Genomic DNA, 16046 nt, shown 5'->3' with positions numbered 1-16046 from the left:
AAAAGAAGCCGAAAGATGTGAAAGGAATTTAGTACCCAGAGCACTAGAACCCTGTCGGGGCTTCTAACTAATTACTCATTATCTATTGAATAATTCAACTATATTTGTAATTCATCATCAGACATTCGGGTTATGGAAATGAAAGAAATTTTATCTAAAATCAGACACTACGAAGTACGTATCCGTAAGGCAGTAAATGCCCAAATGCGCGGAAGTTACGACTCGGTGTTTAAGGGTTCGGGACTGGAGTTTGATGATGTGCGCGAGTACCAATACGGCGACGATGTGCGAAGGATTGACTGGAACGTGAGCGCCAAAGGGGAAGAAACTTATATCAAGGTTTTTAGAGAAGAAAAAGAACAAACAATTTATTTTTTGCTCGATGTGAGCGACTCGCAAAAAGTGGGGACAAAAAAACGTACCAAGTTAGATGTAGGCAAAGAAATATGCAGCGTATTGGCATTGTCAGCAGTAAAAGAAGCCAGTCAGGTGGGGTTGATCTGTTTCAGCGACCGAAAAGAACGCTACATAAAACCTGACAAAGGAATGAAAAAAGGGTACGAAATTGTGTTGAACCTGTTCAAGTTAATTCCTGAATCGGGACAAACCAATATCACCAAGTTTATTCATTATGCCCTCAACCTCATGAAGCGTCGCAGCATTGTAATTTTAGTATCCGATTTTATCGACAATCAAAATTACCTGCATTCGCTTAAGGCAATGGCACGCAAGCACGACTTGATTGTGATTCATTTGTTAGACGAAAAAGAGATGAAAATGCCTAAATTGGGCATTGTGCCTTTGGTAGACAAAGAGACCCAAAAAACGGTGTGGATCAATACTTCAGCACGTTCGTTTCGCAAGGGTTTGATCGACCGCTATCGTTATAATAGGCAAGGGTTGGAAGCTACCTGCAGAAAATACCGGGCTAACTACCTCAATGTCAAAACAAATGAAGATATTGTGCCCAAGCTCATCAAGCTATTTAAAGTACGTAATAAGAAAATTAATGTAAAATAAATAAGGGGAATTATGAATTGATTAATTACGAATTAAAAAATTACGAATTACGAATGGATCAATTACGAATGAACGCAAGCAACGCTGAAACTACGGGTTACCAATTCCTAACAAATTCGCAAATATGATAATCAAAGACTAAAGTTACACAGAGATCAAAAAAAGCTAAAGGCTAAAAGCCCATCATAGCTCAAAGAAAAAGCTAAAGGCTAAAGCTATACAGAGAACAAAAAGGCTAAAAGCCCATCATAGCTCAAGAAAAGGCTAAAGGCTCATCATAGCTCAAAGAAAAAGCTAAAGGCTAAAAGCCCATCATAGCTCAAAGAAAAAGCTAAAGGCTAAAAGCCCATCATAGCTCAAGAAAAAGCTAAAGGCTAAAAGCCCATCATAGCTCAAAGAAAAAGCTAAAGGCTAAAAGCCCATCATAGCTCAAGAAAAGGCTAAAAGCTCCCTACAAACAGCCAAAAAACAACATTGAACGACAAACTATTGACTAGACATTGAGTACATACATTGACAACATATTTATTAAGCAACGGCTCGCACACCAACCACTTAGGCTTGGTTTTATACTACTGCTCTTGCTTTGCCTCTACCCCAGTAAAACAGCGGCACAAGACGCTACACAAATGGCATTACCCCCCGAATATGCTGCCTACAAACCTGTGGGGTATTTTATACAAGACAGTTCGGCTATAGGCGTACCTCTGTATTATTCTCTTAGCTTTAAACACCCCGCCAAAATGGAGGTGATTTTTCCGGGCAAAGAGTATTTTTATGACCCTTTTGATTTCTACGAAACACAATACTTCCCTACTAAAACCACTTCAGGCGGCAGTCTTGATAGTGTGGTATATAAACTGGCCACTTTTGAAATAGACAAAGTCCAAAAGATTGCGCTTCCGATATTTATTCTTACCCCCAAAGATTGTGTAACTATTTACGCTGAGCCTGATTCGATCATACTCAAAGAACTTGTCAAAGGTGACATCAAAGAATTGTCTACCCGCGAAAACGTACAACCACGCCCACTCAAAGAACTTGTCAATTACCCTTATTGGGTGGCTGGGTTTGGCGCATTTGCCATTGTATTGCTCATTGGGTGGCTTGCCTTGGGTAAACGCATCAGGCGTGCCCTGAGCTTGTACCAGTTTCAGGCACGCCACACACGTTTTTTGCGTGAGTTTAACCGCCTATCCAATCGTTTTGCTTCGCGCAAAGCCATTAATGATATAGAAAAGGCACTCACTATCTGGAAAAAACACTTGGAATACATAGAAGATAAACCTTTTAGTACTTACACTTCTAAAGAAATAAGCCAGGTAATACCTAACACTGAACTGGCGCATTCGCTCAAAATGATCGACCGGGTAATTTATGGAAAATCGATTGCCAGCGACATCAGCGAATCACTGGAAGTATTAAAAGAATTTTCTATATTGAGATACGAGACCAAACAAGAGAGCCTAAGAGATGCTTAATGATATAGTGACGAGTACCTGGGAGTGGATGTCCCCGGAATGGTTTTTACCCAATACTTTGCTCAGTTTTGAGTGGGAAAATGAGCTATACGCTTACTTGGCGCTTGCCACTCCACTTGTTTTTGTGCTTCGTTGGCTTATCCATTTACGTCTTCGGCAAAAAGTAGAGGTGGCCTTCTCGGAAGAACAAATGCAGTCGAGCAGGGTAAAATGGTTGCGTTTTGTCCCCTCTCTTATCCTGTTGCAGGCAATGATCTGCATTATGGTAGCGCTTGCCCGCCCCCAACGTACCAACGAAGAAATTATCCAAACTTCTGAAGGAATCGACATTTTGCTCACGCTTGACATTTCAGAGTCTATGCTGATCGAAGACTTTACCCCCAACCGATTGGAAGCGGCCAAGTTAGTAGCAAAAAACTTCGTGCATGGGCGCAAATATGACCGAATTGGACTGGTTATTTTCTCAGGAGAGGCTTACTCTGTGTCGCCGCTCACTACCGACTACAAACTACTCAAACGATACATAGAAGACATTCGCGAAGATATGATCCAAGAAAATGGTACCGCCATTGGTAGCGCCCTGGGTATGGGCACCATCCGCATGCAAGAGTCTGCTTCACGCTCTAAAGTAGTAATTTTGATAAGCGATGGCGACAATACAGCGGGCAACCTTGACCCCATTACAGCCTCCAGGCTTGCCACCGCACACAACATTAAAATTTACACTATTTTGGTGGGCAGAAGCGGTAAAGTGCCTTATGGCAGAGATATGTTTGGACAACCCCAGTATGTAAACAACACTGTAGATGAATCGGTATTGCGGGAAATTGCCAAAATAGGCGAAGGCAAGTTTTACCGGGCTTCAGACAACCAGGCATTGAAAAATGTTTTTGCTGAAATTAACCGCCTCGAAAAGACCGAAATCATAGAAAACCGCTTCAAAAGTATCAAAGATTATTATTATGTATACCTCACCTGGGGGCTCATCTTTATTGTACTTTGGCTTGCCCTCAAAAGCTCTTTTATGAGCAATGTACTGGAAGATTAATCCAGTTGGCAGCTAACTACCAAGGAGCCTGATCACAAGCAATATTACGCCTCACCTGGCGAACAATTTAACAATACAACCATTAGATCAACCAATGAACAACCCTGCACTTATTCAGTTTACCATTGACCATGAAATAACTATAGCTGCCGAAGCCTGGGGCAACCCACAAGCCAAACCTGTGATACTACTACACGGCGGTGGACAAACCCGGCATTCGTGGGGAGAAACTGCCCAGTTACTTGCCGAGCAAGGTTGGTACGCTGTAGCTTACGACGCCCGTGGACATGGTAAAAGCAGTTGGGCTGCCAAAGAAGAAAACTATGACCTGGAGCTGATGGTACAAGATTTAAAAATGATTGCAGCCCAACTAAAGGGTAAACCTATACTGGTGGGCGCCTCTATGGGTGGGCTTACAGCTATGCTGGCACAGGGCGAATCGGAGGAGGTGTTTACTTCTGCAGTTATTCTGGTAGATGTGGCTCCACGTATAGAGCAAAAAGGGGTAGAACGTATCTTTAAGTTTATGAGTGCCAACATGGAACAGGGGTTTGCCAACCTTGACGAGGCTGCTGATGCAGTCGCAGCTTATATGCCTCATCGCCCTCGTCCCAAGACTTTGTCAAGACTGGAAAAAAACCTGCGTAAAAAAGAGGATGGACGGTATTACTGGCATTGGGACCCTAAAATTATGCGTCATTGGATGCGTACCAACCCTGACAAGGTGCTGAAAGACACCCAAAGAATGTACGCTGCCGCCAATCAGCTAAGTGTACCCACCCTAATAGTACGCGGAGGCATGAGCGATGTAGTAAGTGAGCAAGTCATGGCAGAATTTTTAGACAAAGTTCCTCACGCCCAAAGTGTAGATGTATCGGGTGCTGGACACATGGTGGCAGGTGACTCTAATCACGCCTTTAGCAAGGCAGTCATTCAGTTTTTAAACGATGTGTACTCAGTATAACATTACCTAAATGTGAGGGTTACCTCTTGCGTAACCTCACTATACTAAACCCTCTAAAACAATCTGAAGGGCAGTTTTTGAGTAAAAAACCACTCATTGAAAGTAAGCCATTATTGGCAAATTTCACCCAATGTTGTTGATTGCTTTGGGGAGGAGAAGAAAGCTGCACAAAAGCATTTTCATAAATTTTATCCATTTGCGCTGCCTTGTACCGCTCTGCCTTGGTATACAAACGACGGCTTGCCCTCCCCTGCTTAACTCTTGTTTCTACTAGTTTTATGATCTTCCCCTTGTCTACCAAAATGTTTTTTTCTACTTCCAACTGATCAGTAGGTTGCTTGGTTTGAATGATAAAACTGTAACGGTTGTTGCACTGGGTCTTAAAGTCTACCCAGGCAGTCCAACTCACAATCAACTGTTCAATTGCCCCAAGTGTAAGTCGAATATCAGCTATTTTGTAGCCTTTATAACAATCGCCTTTGCAGCCTACCTCCTCATAACCCGCCTGAACCAATAAGTCCCGCTTGTCGAAATAAAGCTGCAGATTTTTACCTGCTTTTTTTACAATACCACCAATTGCCTGATCGTATACCTGACCTAAAGTAGGTAAACGCTTAAGCGCCTGTTGGCTCAATGGAGTATACAAGGGAGGGGTACCTGGGCTGATGCTCACTCTTTGCACTGCCCCCGCTACTTTGCCTTGTTTTACGGTTACTATAGTGCGGAAATTGCGCCCGCGTGCCGACTCCAACAAGTGAAAAGAATAATTAAAACCTACCTTAGCAGCCATTTTTTGCCACTTTTTTTGGCTTTGCTTCAATTGTTGGGTGGCTGTTTGTGCCTGTGCCAGTTGCCCGACCCACAACCACAAGCTCAGTCCAAGTATGTTGATAAAATGTTTCATTACTGCTGTTTATTCTTCATTACCAGAAAACAATCGCCTACTCTTTCTCAATTAATTAGGTAATACGCTCTCCAAGGTATATACTGTCACTCCTTTATTGCGGGGGCGAAACTGGTGCAAGGTAAAACTCATTGCTTGGGGCGATTGATCTAACGACGCATGGTAGCTTTGTTGCAATACAGTCAATGCTTGCTCATAAAACTCATCCAGGCTTTGAGTAGCCCTCCGGTCAGCGTCTGATAGGTGCAAAGGCTCGCTTTTGTACTCTTTTTTGTGGGTTTTGCCCAACCAATTTTGTTCTACCCTAAAAGCTTGCACATTTACTATTTTACCATTTTTTACTTTTACTACCTTTTTTACTCCAATTGCCTTTCCGGTACGCTTCGACACACTATCTTTGCGTAACACGTACGTATAACTGTTTTTCCATTGGTGGCGGGTATGCTGCCAACGTTGTTGCAAACGGGCAAGACGGCGGTAGTCTAACCTCGAATAAGGTATTTTTACCAAGTGTTTAATCTCAAAATCGATGGGGGTAGCCTTGGGTAGGTTCTTCCCGCTATTGGTTCTGAAACCTTTGGGCGAAACACGCCAAGACTTTACTAAAATGGTTTGCTCCTCTATGTTTTTGTCTGGTGAATAATACAAGAGGTTTAGGTGGGGCAAGCGGCTCATTTCCAAAGCAGTGAGTTCACGGGTAAAAGGTGGCTCACCAGGTTTTATCACTTTCTGCTTGGCGTAAAATACTGTTTGATGCAATCCTTCTATATAGGTGTCGTATCGAATGCCTTCAAATTGCGACGATAACACAAAGCTATAAGGCGAATGACATACAATGTCGCCAAGAGAATAGTTACGATCAAACGAAAAGCGAGGAATATGTTGCGCCTGAAGCTGCGCAAACGACAGCCATAGACCTACAATTAATAAAGATATTTTTTTCATTTTCTTATAGTATTTGTGGATAGGTTATTATGCCATATATAAGGCAGCTGTATTGCAAAGAATGATCAATAAATGTAAATATACTTAGTTTTTTACTATTTTGCCAAGGAGCAACCAACCGTTAAGGCTTTTAACATGTACCTAAATTAACCATTATACTTCACTTTTTATCCCTCCTCACTTGGTGGCTTTTAGCCAAATAATATATTTTTTGTCCGAAATAGTCAATTGAGTGCCTTGTATCTGATAGGTTTTCAACGATGGAGAGTCAAGCATTGCAGCCAGAGCTTTGGCTTCTTTGGTATCGCAGCAAGCGGTTGAGCAAGTGGTTTGATCAGGAGAGGTTCGAATAGTGTTTGAAGTAATATCAGCTTTGCCCAAACAACTGTTTACGTCGAGGTGTAAGCTAAATGAGGCTTTATAAAATTTTATTTTATAACCTTTTGCTGTAGTAATTGTCTGTCCTGTGGTTTTATCTTGTACCTTTTTTATATGCCACTCGCTATTCATCAAGTGTTGTTGCTGGCTACTTATGAGCAACTCTGCCGTAAAAGCCCAACACAATAAGCCCACAAAAGAAACCACTGCCAACGCCATTATTTGTTTCATAACTTTACAAGTTTGTTAACGCTTACCAATAAGACAACAGCAAATGCAAAAGGGAGTAGTTGGTGACGACTTTTTTTGGTTAAATGCTTGTGCCGTTATCGCTATTTTTTTGCCCACCGCTTGAAGACTCAAGCTCCAGGCAGCAACACATTGCCCCCTTTACCTCCAACATCAAGCGTATCAAACCGTTCATGTCTAGTAAAAATTACTATTCATATAACGAATAACACCTATTTTAGAAGTGTTTAACATTTTTTTTCTAAAAAAACGCAGCCTTTTTGTCCTAAAAAAAGTTATATACAGAGAGGAGAAAATTACACCCTTTAATATTCAGCTTTTCAATCTACTTTAACAAAATGAACTATGAATAAATTATTAATTGCTCTTTTGGCTTTTAGTTCACTCTCCACATTTAGTTATACAAGTCTTGCCCAACACCAAAATATAGAAGCCTCACTCAAAAAAGAGATCAAAGATTACCATAAAAGTTTCACCCAAAAAGTAATATTCGACATTTCACGTTATTTCAAATACCGGGGCAAAGTACTGCCCGAAATCACTCGTTATTTTCGCGGAATCAAAGTTACCCGACGACAAACTGCTAGTAAAGAACCCGCACTTTATGAGTTTTTGTACCACAACCAAACCATCAAACTTCCAGAGCCTGAAGTAAGGAAACTGGTAGGGTTGCAAACCCAACTCGCGCTCAACCTCCACGGGGCAGATTGAGCCAACAGGTAAAAAATAAAACCCAATCATTGCCTTAGTGCAATAATTGGGTTTTGTATGTTAACCAGGTAATCTTTAAAACTTACAATTTTTATATAAACGACTACTTGGTAGTACTTTCGCTTTTGGTTTTGCTCACAGGTATTTTCTTAGCCGCAGGTTTTTTCTTTTCGGCAAGTTCTGCCTCAAGTTCACCTATGCGACTTTGCAATACCTCTACCTCAGTGGCAGACACCAAACCAAAACTTTTGGTTACTTTGTCGAAAATTTTTCCTACCTGGGCTTCAAAATCAGTTTTTTTGGTTTCTGTATTCTGAAAATTGTTCAAAAACTCATCAACAATTTTTTTACCTTCTTCCACCGATAGTTTTCTATCATCTACCAGCTTGTCAATGGTTTGTTTCACTGTTTCAGCTGTCAGAGCCGCCATTCCTACTCCTGAATACAACCATTTCATCAATAGATCCTGCATTATGTTTATTCTTTAGTTGGTAATTGTTTCAATATAGCAAAAGTACAAAATATGTGTTAAGAAAACAATTAGTATGCGTGCATACTTTATTTGTGCTCGGGATTAGATTTTATAGTGATACGCCTACAATCGAGGGATTAAGTAAACAAAAACAGCGATAATGAAAGCTACTATTACCAGCTACCAAGAGAAGGTGGCTTATGAGATAAAAAAGCCCGACTCATAAGAAAAGAGAAAGTAGCCAGGGCTTCATAATAGTGTGGTGGTGATGATTATTTTTTTGAAAAACAAAAAAAGAGAATGCCTTTCGAAAAAAACATTCTCTTTAAGCGAATAAGCCTTATCGATAATAGCTTGAAGCTTAATTTAATACTTCGTTACCCATATTTTGCTACCAAAAGTGCCCGTATAACCATTGCGTTTGCTTTCGGCCTCTGCCTCTGAGCTGTAAGCTCCTAGCACTACCCGGTGTAATGCACTACTACCTGTAGGTGCCATAATTTTAGCCGGGTAGTTGCGGCTCTTGAGGTTATTATACAATGAGTAAGCATTGGCTTTGTTGCCAAAACCACCCAGTACTATATAATACTGCGACGTAGGCGAATTGAGCATTGCTGTACTGAGATCGGCAGGTGTTTGGGGGCGATAAGCAAAACTACTAATGATACCACTGTTGGTATTGTTAGTAGCAGAAGGCCTGTAAGCAGGTGTGGTGGTGTTGTTACCTGTGCTGGCGCTGCCTGTGCTGGTATTCTCAGTAGTGGTAGTTTTAGGCGCTTCCTTTTTGGTCTCAGTTTTAGTATCTTCTTTTTTGTCAGAAGAAGTAGAACCCTGATCGTTTTTGTTGGTATCGGCCAGATTTACCTCAGTAGACGTAGTCACGCTGGTATCTCCTGTGTTGTTATTAGCAGCAGCTATTTTACTGCTATCGGTTTTTTCGTCTTTCTTGGCGCTTTCTCCATTACCAAACATCGCCGGAATATACATAATACCCGCCGTTACCAACACCCCGGCAAGCAATATTACCACTACAGGTATAAGCCACTTACGCCTGATAGGTTTGTCATCATCGTCATCATCAAAATCGTCGTCATCGTCATCATCATCTTGGTAAGTGTTTTCGGGCTTGTGGTCACCCGCCGCCACAAAACCTGCCGGATTATCCTCTGTTTGGCCAGTTACTTCTGGGTTGCCCACTGGTTGGGGCGTTACAGGTTCGTCGTCTACATCTAACTGATCAAAAAAGCTTAAATCATCCTGTTTCTCTACTGGCTTGTAAAACAGTTTGGGTAAACCAAAACTTCCCCCTTCGAAGTTGACATTTTCGTCAGCACTAAACTCTATCTCACCCATCGGATTTTTTGAAAAAGTACCAAAGGCGGGCAGTTCATATTTTTGATCAGATGCCAATGCGATTTTAAGCTCAGTAACTACTTGCTTCAGATAGCTTTGTACCTCCTCTTCGGGCAGGTCTTCTTGTTGGCATATAAAACCTGTCAATACTCCGTCATCATCGCGGTTGTCTGTATTAAAGATAACCGTTTTGTTAGGGGGCAACATACTGCTGGTGGTAGCTGTAGGCTGTATAGAAGCACCCTTAAACTCTGCCACAAACTGTCCGAGTTCGGGTACTATGATAGTCTCATGATCAAGCAACCATTCATAAATGTATTTTTGTATAGGGTATTTCTCAGAATCCATACATTAGTCCAATTAAAAAGTTGAAACCCTGCCGTGGGTAATATAAATATCTTTGGTAATTTTTTGCAAAAATGTTGTTCAATGCTACAAAAGCCGATAAGTTGGGCAAGCCATTGCTGCCTTTTTCCCAAAAAACATAATCAACCTTTAGGTTCATATCGGCAATAAAACCGAGCGAAGTAACCTCATTGGTAGCAAAGTTTTTTGCTTGAATGCCCCCTAACCCATAAAAGTTAAGGTTGAGGCGCCACTTGGGAGTAGGTACCCAAACTCCGGCTAATTCGGCCTGAAACAAAGGACGATGCCAGGGGGCTTCCATAGCGTCAGGCAATTGATAATTGTACACTACTCCGTTGATGTAAAACTTGTATGCAGCATTGGGTTCATACCCCAATTGTGCCTCTAGTTTTAAGCGATTGATGTTGTCGGTCTGGTACATCAGGTCAAACCTTGCCGTATCGGTAGCACTATTAACAAAGAAATATAAATTTTGGAACTGTTCATAGCCCACCTGTAATTTATAAAATATTTTTTGATAAAGGGTACCGTTCACCCCCAACAAGGCTTCAAACCGTTGGTTGGTATGCGCCAGATTTACATTGGCGTTTACAAAAGGGTTTTGTGTGGTAAAAGAGTTGAGCGAAGTACGTTGAATATCGCCTTTGAGACTGGCATTGAGCAACAGGTTGGGCAACAGCGCGTATTCGGCAAGCACATGAGGGTAAAAATGCAGGTTGTTTTGTTGCCCAAGTGTATCGTTTTCAAACACCATATTTACTCCCCCCTCCAGGCGCCAGTTGCCCTTGCTGTAGCCATAAAAGGGTTTGAGTTGGTATACAAAACGCGACACTTGTTCGGCATCGGTGCGTTGCCCCAAATGAATATTGGTATGTACATTTACAGTACTATGACTGTCTAAACGATACAACAGCTTACCAAACAGGTCGCCCAAGGTTTCGTTGGCAGCAAAGGCGTCTTTGAGGTAGTTTACCTTTACTCCCCAATCATACTGAAAACGGTTTTTGACATCGGTGCTCACTTGCCTAAAAGTAAGTCCAAAACGTTGAAAAAGCTGCCGAACGGTATCTTTTTCTACCGACTGCCCCAAGTCGTAGCCATAAAAGTGGTATTGACTCAGCTGATAATTGGCCTTGAGCCTCATAGCAAAGGTATTGGCAAAATAACGGGCTTGCACTTGCACATCGTTTTGGGCAGTAGCCGACAGATCGTCACGCACTGCACCATTGCGCGACTGATGGTGCCGTAATGAGATGCCATACAATGCAGTGGAGTTAGGGCGATAACTCACGGCTCCCTCAGCATAAGAAGTGGCAAAGTTTCCGCCTCCAGCTTTGATATACCCCTCTAGCATACGACTGCTTAAAGTGGACGCTTGATTGTCTTCGGCAAATACTCCCGCTGGCTTTACAAGGGGCAAATGCCTCTTGGCAGAAAAAGCAGGATTCAGAAAATCGTGAAAATTAATGTACTGTTGGGTTGAATCTTTTTTGGTGGGTGGTGGCAAATTTATTTTATCGTGGTGTTTGTTGGCCTTGGGCAATACAATTTTACGGTTCTTTACTACCTCTATTTCTCGGTCTAGGTTACCTTGCGCCCACAAAGTTGGGCTCAACACACCCAACAACAATAACAAGCAGAGAGTTTTGTTGGGTATCCTGATATTTTGGTGCAGATATGTGTTCATTTTACAAATCACTTTCAGTTAAAATAACTTATGTTTTGCGTTATATGGCCTTCAAAAAGTTAAATATAAAAACTTTTGCTTAATGATAAATGTTTGACCACTAATTATTAATGAGTTAGCTTACATTGCCTATATTGCAGGCTTATTGAGAGAAGGCTTTTTTAATTACGAATTAGTCAATTACGAATGAAGGCAAAGCCACTATGATCTACAGACTACTAACTCCGGACTAATATTCAATTACGAATTACGAATGAAGGCAAAGCCACTATGGTCTACAAACTACTAAACTATGAACTAAATTACGAATGGTTTCGCGTAATTCGTAATTCTCAAACTCGTAATTCCTAATGGGCGCGAAGCCACTATGGTCTACAGACTACTAACTCTGGACTAAATTACAAATGGCTTCGCCCAATTCGTAATTCTCAAACTCGTAATTCCTAATGGGCGCAAAGCGAACCTTAAAACTACGGACTCCAGACTCTGGACTAATTGCTTGCTACTTGTTGCTTAAAGCACCAATATGCGTCGGTATCTAAGGACTTGAGGCTGTAGAAGCTCCCAACTACCGACTCCCAACTATTGACTATAAGAAAAATGAATCCAGAACAATTTACTCAAAAAGAAGATACTATAGTAGCACTCTCCACCCCCAGTGGTTCGGGTGCTATAGGCGTGATAAGGGTGTCGGGCAAAGACACTTTTGCGGTATGTGATCAAGTGTTTTATGGTAAAACCCTGAGCGAACAAGCCTCGCACACCGTGCATTTTGGTACCATTCGCAACGACGAAGGGCAAATCATAGACGAAGTGGTGGCGGCATTGTTCAAAGCGCCCCGTTCGTTTACCAAAGAAGACGTGATAGAGGTTTCGTGCCACGGCTCGCAGTACATTATTCAGCAAGTGATTCAATTGCTCATTGGCAAAGGGGCGCGCCTCGCCAAGGCGGGCGAATTTACCCAACGTGCCTACCTCAACGGACGCATGGACTTGGCTCAAGCCGAGGCAATTGCCGACTTGATTGCTTCTGACTCTAAAGCCGCCCACCAAGTGGCAATGAAACAAATGCGGGGTGGTTTCTCAAAAAAAATCACCCAATTGCGCGAAGAGTTTACTAAACTTGCCGCCTTGCTGGAGCTGGAGCTCGATTTCTCGGAAGAGGACGTGGAGTTTGCCAACCGCGACGAAATGCAACGCCAACTCAACCACCTCAAAACGGCAGTAACCGACATGGCACAGTCGTTTGCCTTGGGCAACGCCATCAAAAACGGGGTGCCCGTGGCTATAGTGGGCAAACCCAATGCGGGTAAGTCTACCCTACTCAATGCCTTGCTGCAAGAAGATAAAGCGATTGTTTCGGCTATACCAGGTACTACCCGCGACTCTATAGAAGACGAAGTGGTGCTTGAGGGCATCCGGTTTAGGTTTATAGACACGGCAGGGCTACGCGAAACCGCTGACGAGGTGGAGAGCATAGGCATAGCACGGGCTTTTGCCAAAATGAAGGAGTCGCAAATATTGCTGTATATGTTTGATGCGGTAGAAGAAAAACGCGAAGACTGGCAAGCGCAAGTGGCTCAATTGCAAGCTGACCATCCCGACACCAAGGTGATTGTGGTGGCGAACAAAATAGACGAATACGCTCGTTTTGACTTGTTTTTGCCCGATGGGGTGGTAGGGTGTGGCATTTCGGCTAAAGAACACCAACAAATAGACCGTCTCCAACAATTACTCATTGAGGCGGTGCAAGCCCACCAACTCTCGAACCAAGACCAGGTGATTGTGACTAACTTGCGCCACTATGAGGCACTGCAAGACACCCTCAAGGCACTTGCCCAAGTGCAACAAACTCTAGACTTGGGGCTCTCTACCGAGATGGTGGCAAGCGACATCCGCACCGCCATTTATCATTTGGGGGAAATCACGGGGCAAATATCTAATAATGATTTGTTGGAGTTTATTTTTAGTAAGTTTTGTATTGGGAAATAGCGCCTAAAAATCAAGGTATTAGGAGGCTCCACTCTTTTTGGGTGGGGCTTTTTTTGTGCGGAAATTTTAACCTTGCAGGGGTGGGGTTTGGATTGGGATAATGGGTATATTGTTTTCTATACAAAAATCTTCTTACGCCGTTGCTTGTGTCTCCACAAGCAACCCACAGGGCAAAACCATTACAAAACATGGAGCTCAACCAGATTTACTTTTATACTGCTACCATATTGAATTGGAAAAGGTTACTCAAAAAAGATGATTACAAAAACATCATTATTGATAGCTTGCAGTACTTGTCTACCAAAAACAAAATCGCGGTGTACGGTTTTGTCATCATGCCTAATCACATTCACTTGATTTGGGAAATGCTGGAAAAAAATGGCAAAGAAATGCCTCACGCCAGTTTTATGAAATACACTGCTCACCAATTTTTAGAACATTCACGCACTTATTATCCGCAAATCCTTCCATATTTTCAAGCATCAGATCAAGCACGAAATCATCGGTTTTGGCAACGCAACAGCTTACCTGTTTGGTTGTATACCCCTGCCGTACTGGAGCAAAAGCTGGAATACATTCATAATAACCCTGTTGTAGAAAAATGGTCGTTAGCAAATGAACCTGCTCAATATTATTATTCTTCTGCCAAATTTTATGAGACTGACATAGACGATTTTGGTTTTTTAAAGCATTACAAGGACAGAGTGTAGGAGGAATTGCTTGTGAGGACACAAGCAATGGCGAGAAGAGAACTTATGAGACTCGCATAGGCGATTTTGGTTTTTTAAAACATTATGGAGACAGAATGTAGAAATTGCTTGTGAGGACACAAGCAATGGCGGGAAGTAAATAAAATAAAGCCCAATTCAGGTATATCTGAACTGGGCTTTTTGTTTTTTCAATAAAAAGGCAGTGCAGGACTTATATCTCTTACTTTTTTCTCAATATGTCCAACTTCTTCAGGCATTTACTGGCTTCCTTTGCAATATTAAATCAATACAATTTTTTATCAATCCTATTAATTACATAAAAGATGAAAAAAATATCAAACCTACATGCTTTCAAAGCATTCAAACTACAAAAAGAAGAGTTGTCAGCACTTAAAGGTGGTATTAAGTGTAGCAGAGTATCAGTTGTGATTAATCACTTAAGAGCAAAAGGACATCACGCACAAGCCGACAGAGTACAAGACATGTGGAATAGCGGTAATTTACAGTGTCAAGCAGATAATATTGTCGCATAAATAATCAATTTAGGAATTGCTTGTGAGGACACAAGCAATGGCGAGAAGTGCCCCCACTGGTGCAAGTTTAGCGCAGCGTAACTTGTACCCATCATTGAGGAAGCTTGTAGCTTCCATTGCGTAAGCAAAATACAGCGAGTAAATAAAGCCCAATTCAGATATACCTGAACTGGGCTTTTATAATTTGTTTTTTGCAAAAACATGGAAGTTTCAAAATCCCGATTTTTCCCCCCACTGGTGCAAGTTTAGCGCAGCGTAACTTGTACCCATCATTGAGGAAGCTTGTAGCTTCCATTGCGTAAGCAAAATACAGCGAGTAAATAAAGCCCAATTCAGATATACCTGAACTGGGCTTTTATAATTTATTTTTTGCAAAAACATGGAAGTTTCAAAATCCCGACTTTTCTTCAGGGCAAGATGCTTCCGCAATAAAAAAGCACAAGTTTATAAATCCCGATTTTTCTTCGGGGCGAGGGGCGCTTACGCCAGAGAAGGGAGTTTAATCCTCAATTACCAAGATTCTAATACACACAAATATTGTTTTATATAAAGCCTATTAAAGAAATATTTATCTCTTAGATACAAAAACCAATGGAGGTGCTTCTTCTCCATCGTTTGGAAGCTGAATCACTAATCGTTTTTTGGTAAGCTCTATGATTTTTATTTTTTCCTCTATCCCAAATTCATCGATGGTTATCAAGGTTTTACCATCCTCAGAAAGCTTCCACTCCATCTTCTCCTTTTTGCCATTCATAACACCTTTAAAAATACCTCTGGATTTAAAAACCAGGTAACTTTGAGACATTTCCTTCTTGACCAATTTTAATTGATCGGCAGGCATGGCTTCTATCACTTTCTTTTGCTCTGGTGATAGCACTTTCATCATTTCATCAAAAGAGAATACCCAAGTTCTGGTAAGTAATTTTTTAGCCGATTGAGCCTGCAATTGAGTGAAGGAAGTAATGGCAAAAATGAAGGCAAATGCCCGTAAATATCGATTTAATCCCATAATTACTCGTTTAAAATGATATGAAGGTTTCTAGACCCGAAATATTAGTTTACTCTTAATAACGGTTAATTGTTTGTAAAACTTACCACAATAGTCCATAGTATTTAGTCGATAGTCCATAGCTGATTCGAGTAAATGTTCCCCCACTGGTGCAAGTTTAGCGCAGCGTAACTTGTACACAATAGTCCATAGTATTTAGTCGATAGTCCATAGCTGATTCGAGT

At 41.6% G+C, this 16046-nt stretch carries 15 protein-coding genes; 8 read left to right on the top strand and 7 right to left on the bottom strand.

From position 1 onward, the window contains the following. The first annotated feature begins 138 nt into the window (after window positions 1-138). The 4 genes from M23134_RS21655 to M23134_RS21640 all read left to right on the top strand — a co-directional run bounded on the left by M23134_RS21655 (window position 139) and on the right by M23134_RS21640 (window position 4513). A complete protein-coding gene (locus tag M23134_RS21655) occupies window positions 139-1020 on the top strand; it encodes a DUF58 domain-containing protein (protein ID WP_045114082.1) in 882 nt (293 codons plus the stop codon). Between the two features lie 500 nt (window positions 1021-1520). Then, window positions 1521-2501, top strand: a complete 981-nt coding sequence (locus tag M23134_RS21650; protein ID WP_045114068.1) for a hypothetical protein — start codon at window positions 1521-1523, stop codon at window positions 2499-2501. Then, window positions 2494-3549, top strand: coding sequence for a VWA domain-containing protein (locus M23134_RS21645; protein ID WP_002699947.1), 1056 nt, complete (start codon window positions 2494-2496; stop codon window positions 3547-3549). The genes M23134_RS21650 and M23134_RS21645 overlap by 8 nt, the downstream gene beginning before the upstream one ends. Window positions 3550-3643: 94 nt before the next feature. After that, complete coding sequence (locus M23134_RS21640) at window positions 3644-4513, top strand: alpha/beta fold hydrolase (RefSeq protein WP_002699946.1); 870 nt, start codon at window positions 3644-3646, stop codon at window positions 4511-4513. 19 nt (window positions 4514-4532) lie between these two features. On the opposite strand, the gene M23134_RS21635 is transcribed toward M23134_RS21640, so the two are convergent. The 3 genes from M23134_RS21635 to M23134_RS21625 all read right to left on the bottom strand — a co-directional run bounded on the left by M23134_RS21635 (window position 4533) and on the right by M23134_RS21625 (window position 6971). Next, complete coding sequence (locus M23134_RS21635; RefSeq protein WP_002699945.1) at window positions 4533-5417, bottom strand: hypothetical protein; 885 nt, start codon at window positions 5415-5417, stop codon at window positions 4533-4535. Between the two features lie 51 nt (window positions 5418-5468). Further along, entirely contained in the window at window positions 5469-6362 is an 894-nt protein-coding gene (locus M23134_RS21630) for a hypothetical protein (RefSeq protein ID WP_002699943.1), read from the bottom strand. Window positions 6363-6539: 177 nt separating this feature from the next. Further along, the gene (locus M23134_RS21625) at window positions 6540-6971 is read right to left on the bottom strand and encodes an META domain-containing protein (protein WP_002699941.1); all 432 of its coding nucleotides are present in this window, start codon (window positions 6969-6971) and stop codon (window positions 6540-6542) included. Window positions 6972-7334: 363 nt separating this feature from the next. On the opposite strand from M23134_RS21625, the gene M23134_RS21620 reads away from it, so the two are divergent. Beyond that, window positions 7335-7700 (top strand): hypothetical protein, encoded by a 366-nt coding sequence (locus M23134_RS21620; RefSeq protein WP_002699939.1) that lies wholly within the window; start codon window positions 7335-7337, stop codon window positions 7698-7700. 103 nt (window positions 7701-7803) lie between these two features. Here M23134_RS21620 and M23134_RS21615 read toward each other — a convergent pair whose 3' ends face one another. The 3 genes from M23134_RS21615 to M23134_RS21605 all read right to left on the bottom strand — a co-directional run bounded on the left by M23134_RS21615 (window position 7804) and on the right by M23134_RS21605 (window position 11578). Further along, entirely contained in the window at window positions 7804-8172 is a 369-nt protein-coding gene (locus tag M23134_RS21615) for a phasin family protein (RefSeq protein ID WP_002699937.1), read from the bottom strand. A gap of 366 nt (window positions 8173-8538) precedes the next feature. Beyond that, window positions 8539-9873 (bottom strand): HU domain-containing protein, encoded by a 1335-nt coding sequence (locus tag M23134_RS21610; RefSeq protein ID WP_002699935.1) that lies wholly within the window; start codon window positions 9871-9873, stop codon window positions 8539-8541. Further along, window positions 9863-11578 (bottom strand): hypothetical protein, encoded by a 1716-nt coding sequence (locus M23134_RS21605; RefSeq protein ID WP_045114067.1) that lies wholly within the window; start codon window positions 11576-11578, stop codon window positions 9863-9865. Before M23134_RS21605 ends, M23134_RS21610 begins: the two co-directional genes overlap by 11 nt. 600 nt (window positions 11579-12178) lie before the next feature. Here M23134_RS21605 and mnmE point away from each other — a divergent pair. The 3 genes from mnmE (at window position 12179) to M23134_RS21585 (ending at window position 14813) form a co-directional block, all read left to right on the top strand. Then, the gene (gene mnmE, locus M23134_RS21600; protein ID WP_002699932.1) at window positions 12179-13570 is read left to right on the top strand and encodes a tRNA uridine-5-carboxymethylaminomethyl(34) synthesis GTPase MnmE; all 1392 of its coding nucleotides are present in this window, start codon (window positions 12179-12181) and stop codon (window positions 13568-13570) included. Between the two features lie 146 nt (window positions 13571-13716). Then, window positions 13717-14280 (top strand): transposase, encoded by a 564-nt coding sequence (locus tag M23134_RS21590; RefSeq protein WP_232296825.1) that lies wholly within the window; start codon window positions 13717-13719, stop codon window positions 14278-14280. A 323-nt stretch (window positions 14281-14603) separates the two neighbouring features. After that, on the top strand, window positions 14604-14813 hold the full coding sequence (locus M23134_RS21585; protein WP_002699926.1) for a hypothetical protein: 210 nt from the start codon (window positions 14604-14606) through the stop codon (window positions 14811-14813). Window positions 14814-15381: 568 nt separating this feature from the next. Here the strand turns inward: M23134_RS21585 and M23134_RS21580 are convergent. Beyond that, on the bottom strand, window positions 15382-15822 hold the full coding sequence (locus M23134_RS21580; protein ID WP_002699923.1) for a hypothetical protein: 441 nt from the start codon (window positions 15820-15822) through the stop codon (window positions 15382-15384). Between the last annotated feature and the right edge of the window lie 224 nt (window positions 15823-16046).

This window comes from Microscilla marina ATCC 23134 (genome assembly GCF_000169175.1).
Taxonomy (GTDB): Bacteria; Bacteroidota; Bacteroidia; order Cytophagales; family Microscillaceae; genus Microscilla; species Microscilla marina.
Note: the sequence above shows the minus strand (reverse complement) of the source record. Positions and strands in the feature narration are given on the sequence as shown.

Coding starts and splice junctions, on each gene's coding strand:
- M23134_RS21655 (WP_045114082.1), top strand. CDS start 139: ATGAAAGAAATTTTATCTAAAATCAGACACTACGAAGTACGTATCCGT.
- M23134_RS21645 (WP_002699947.1), top strand. CDS start 2,494: ATGCTTAATGATATAGTGACGAGTACCTGGGAGTGGATGTCCCCGGAA.
- M23134_RS21640 (WP_002699946.1), top strand. CDS start 3,644: ATGAACAACCCTGCACTTATTCAGTTTACCATTGACCATGAAATAACT.
- M23134_RS21635 (WP_002699945.1), bottom strand. CDS start 5,417: ATGAAACATTTTATCAACATACTTGGACTGAGCTTGTGGTTGTGGGTC.
- M23134_RS21630 (WP_002699943.1), bottom strand. CDS start 6,362: ATGAAAAAAATATCTTTATTAATTGTAGGTCTATGGCTGTCGTTTGCG.
- M23134_RS21625 (WP_002699941.1), bottom strand. CDS start 6,971: ATGAAACAAATAATGGCGTTGGCAGTGGTTTCTTTTGTGGGCTTATTG.
- M23134_RS21620 (WP_002699939.1), top strand. CDS start 7,335: ATGAATAAATTATTAATTGCTCTTTTGGCTTTTAGTTCACTCTCCACA.
- M23134_RS21615 (WP_002699937.1), bottom strand. CDS start 8,172: ATGCAGGATCTATTGATGAAATGGTTGTATTCAGGAGTAGGAATGGCG.
- M23134_RS21610 (WP_002699935.1), bottom strand. CDS start 9,873: ATGGATTCTGAGAAATACCCTATACAAAAATACATTTATGAATGGTTG.
- M23134_RS21605 (WP_045114067.1), bottom strand. CDS start 11,578: ATGAACACATATCTGCACCAAAATATCAGGATACCCAACAAAACTCTC.
- mnmE (WP_002699932.1), top strand. CDS start 12,179: ATGAATCCAGAACAATTTACTCAAAAAGAAGATACTATAGTAGCACTC.
- M23134_RS21585 (WP_002699926.1), top strand. CDS start 14,604: ATGAAAAAAATATCAAACCTACATGCTTTCAAAGCATTCAAACTACAA.
- M23134_RS21580 (WP_002699923.1), bottom strand. CDS start 15,822: ATGGGATTAAATCGATATTTACGGGCATTTGCCTTCATTTTTGCCATT.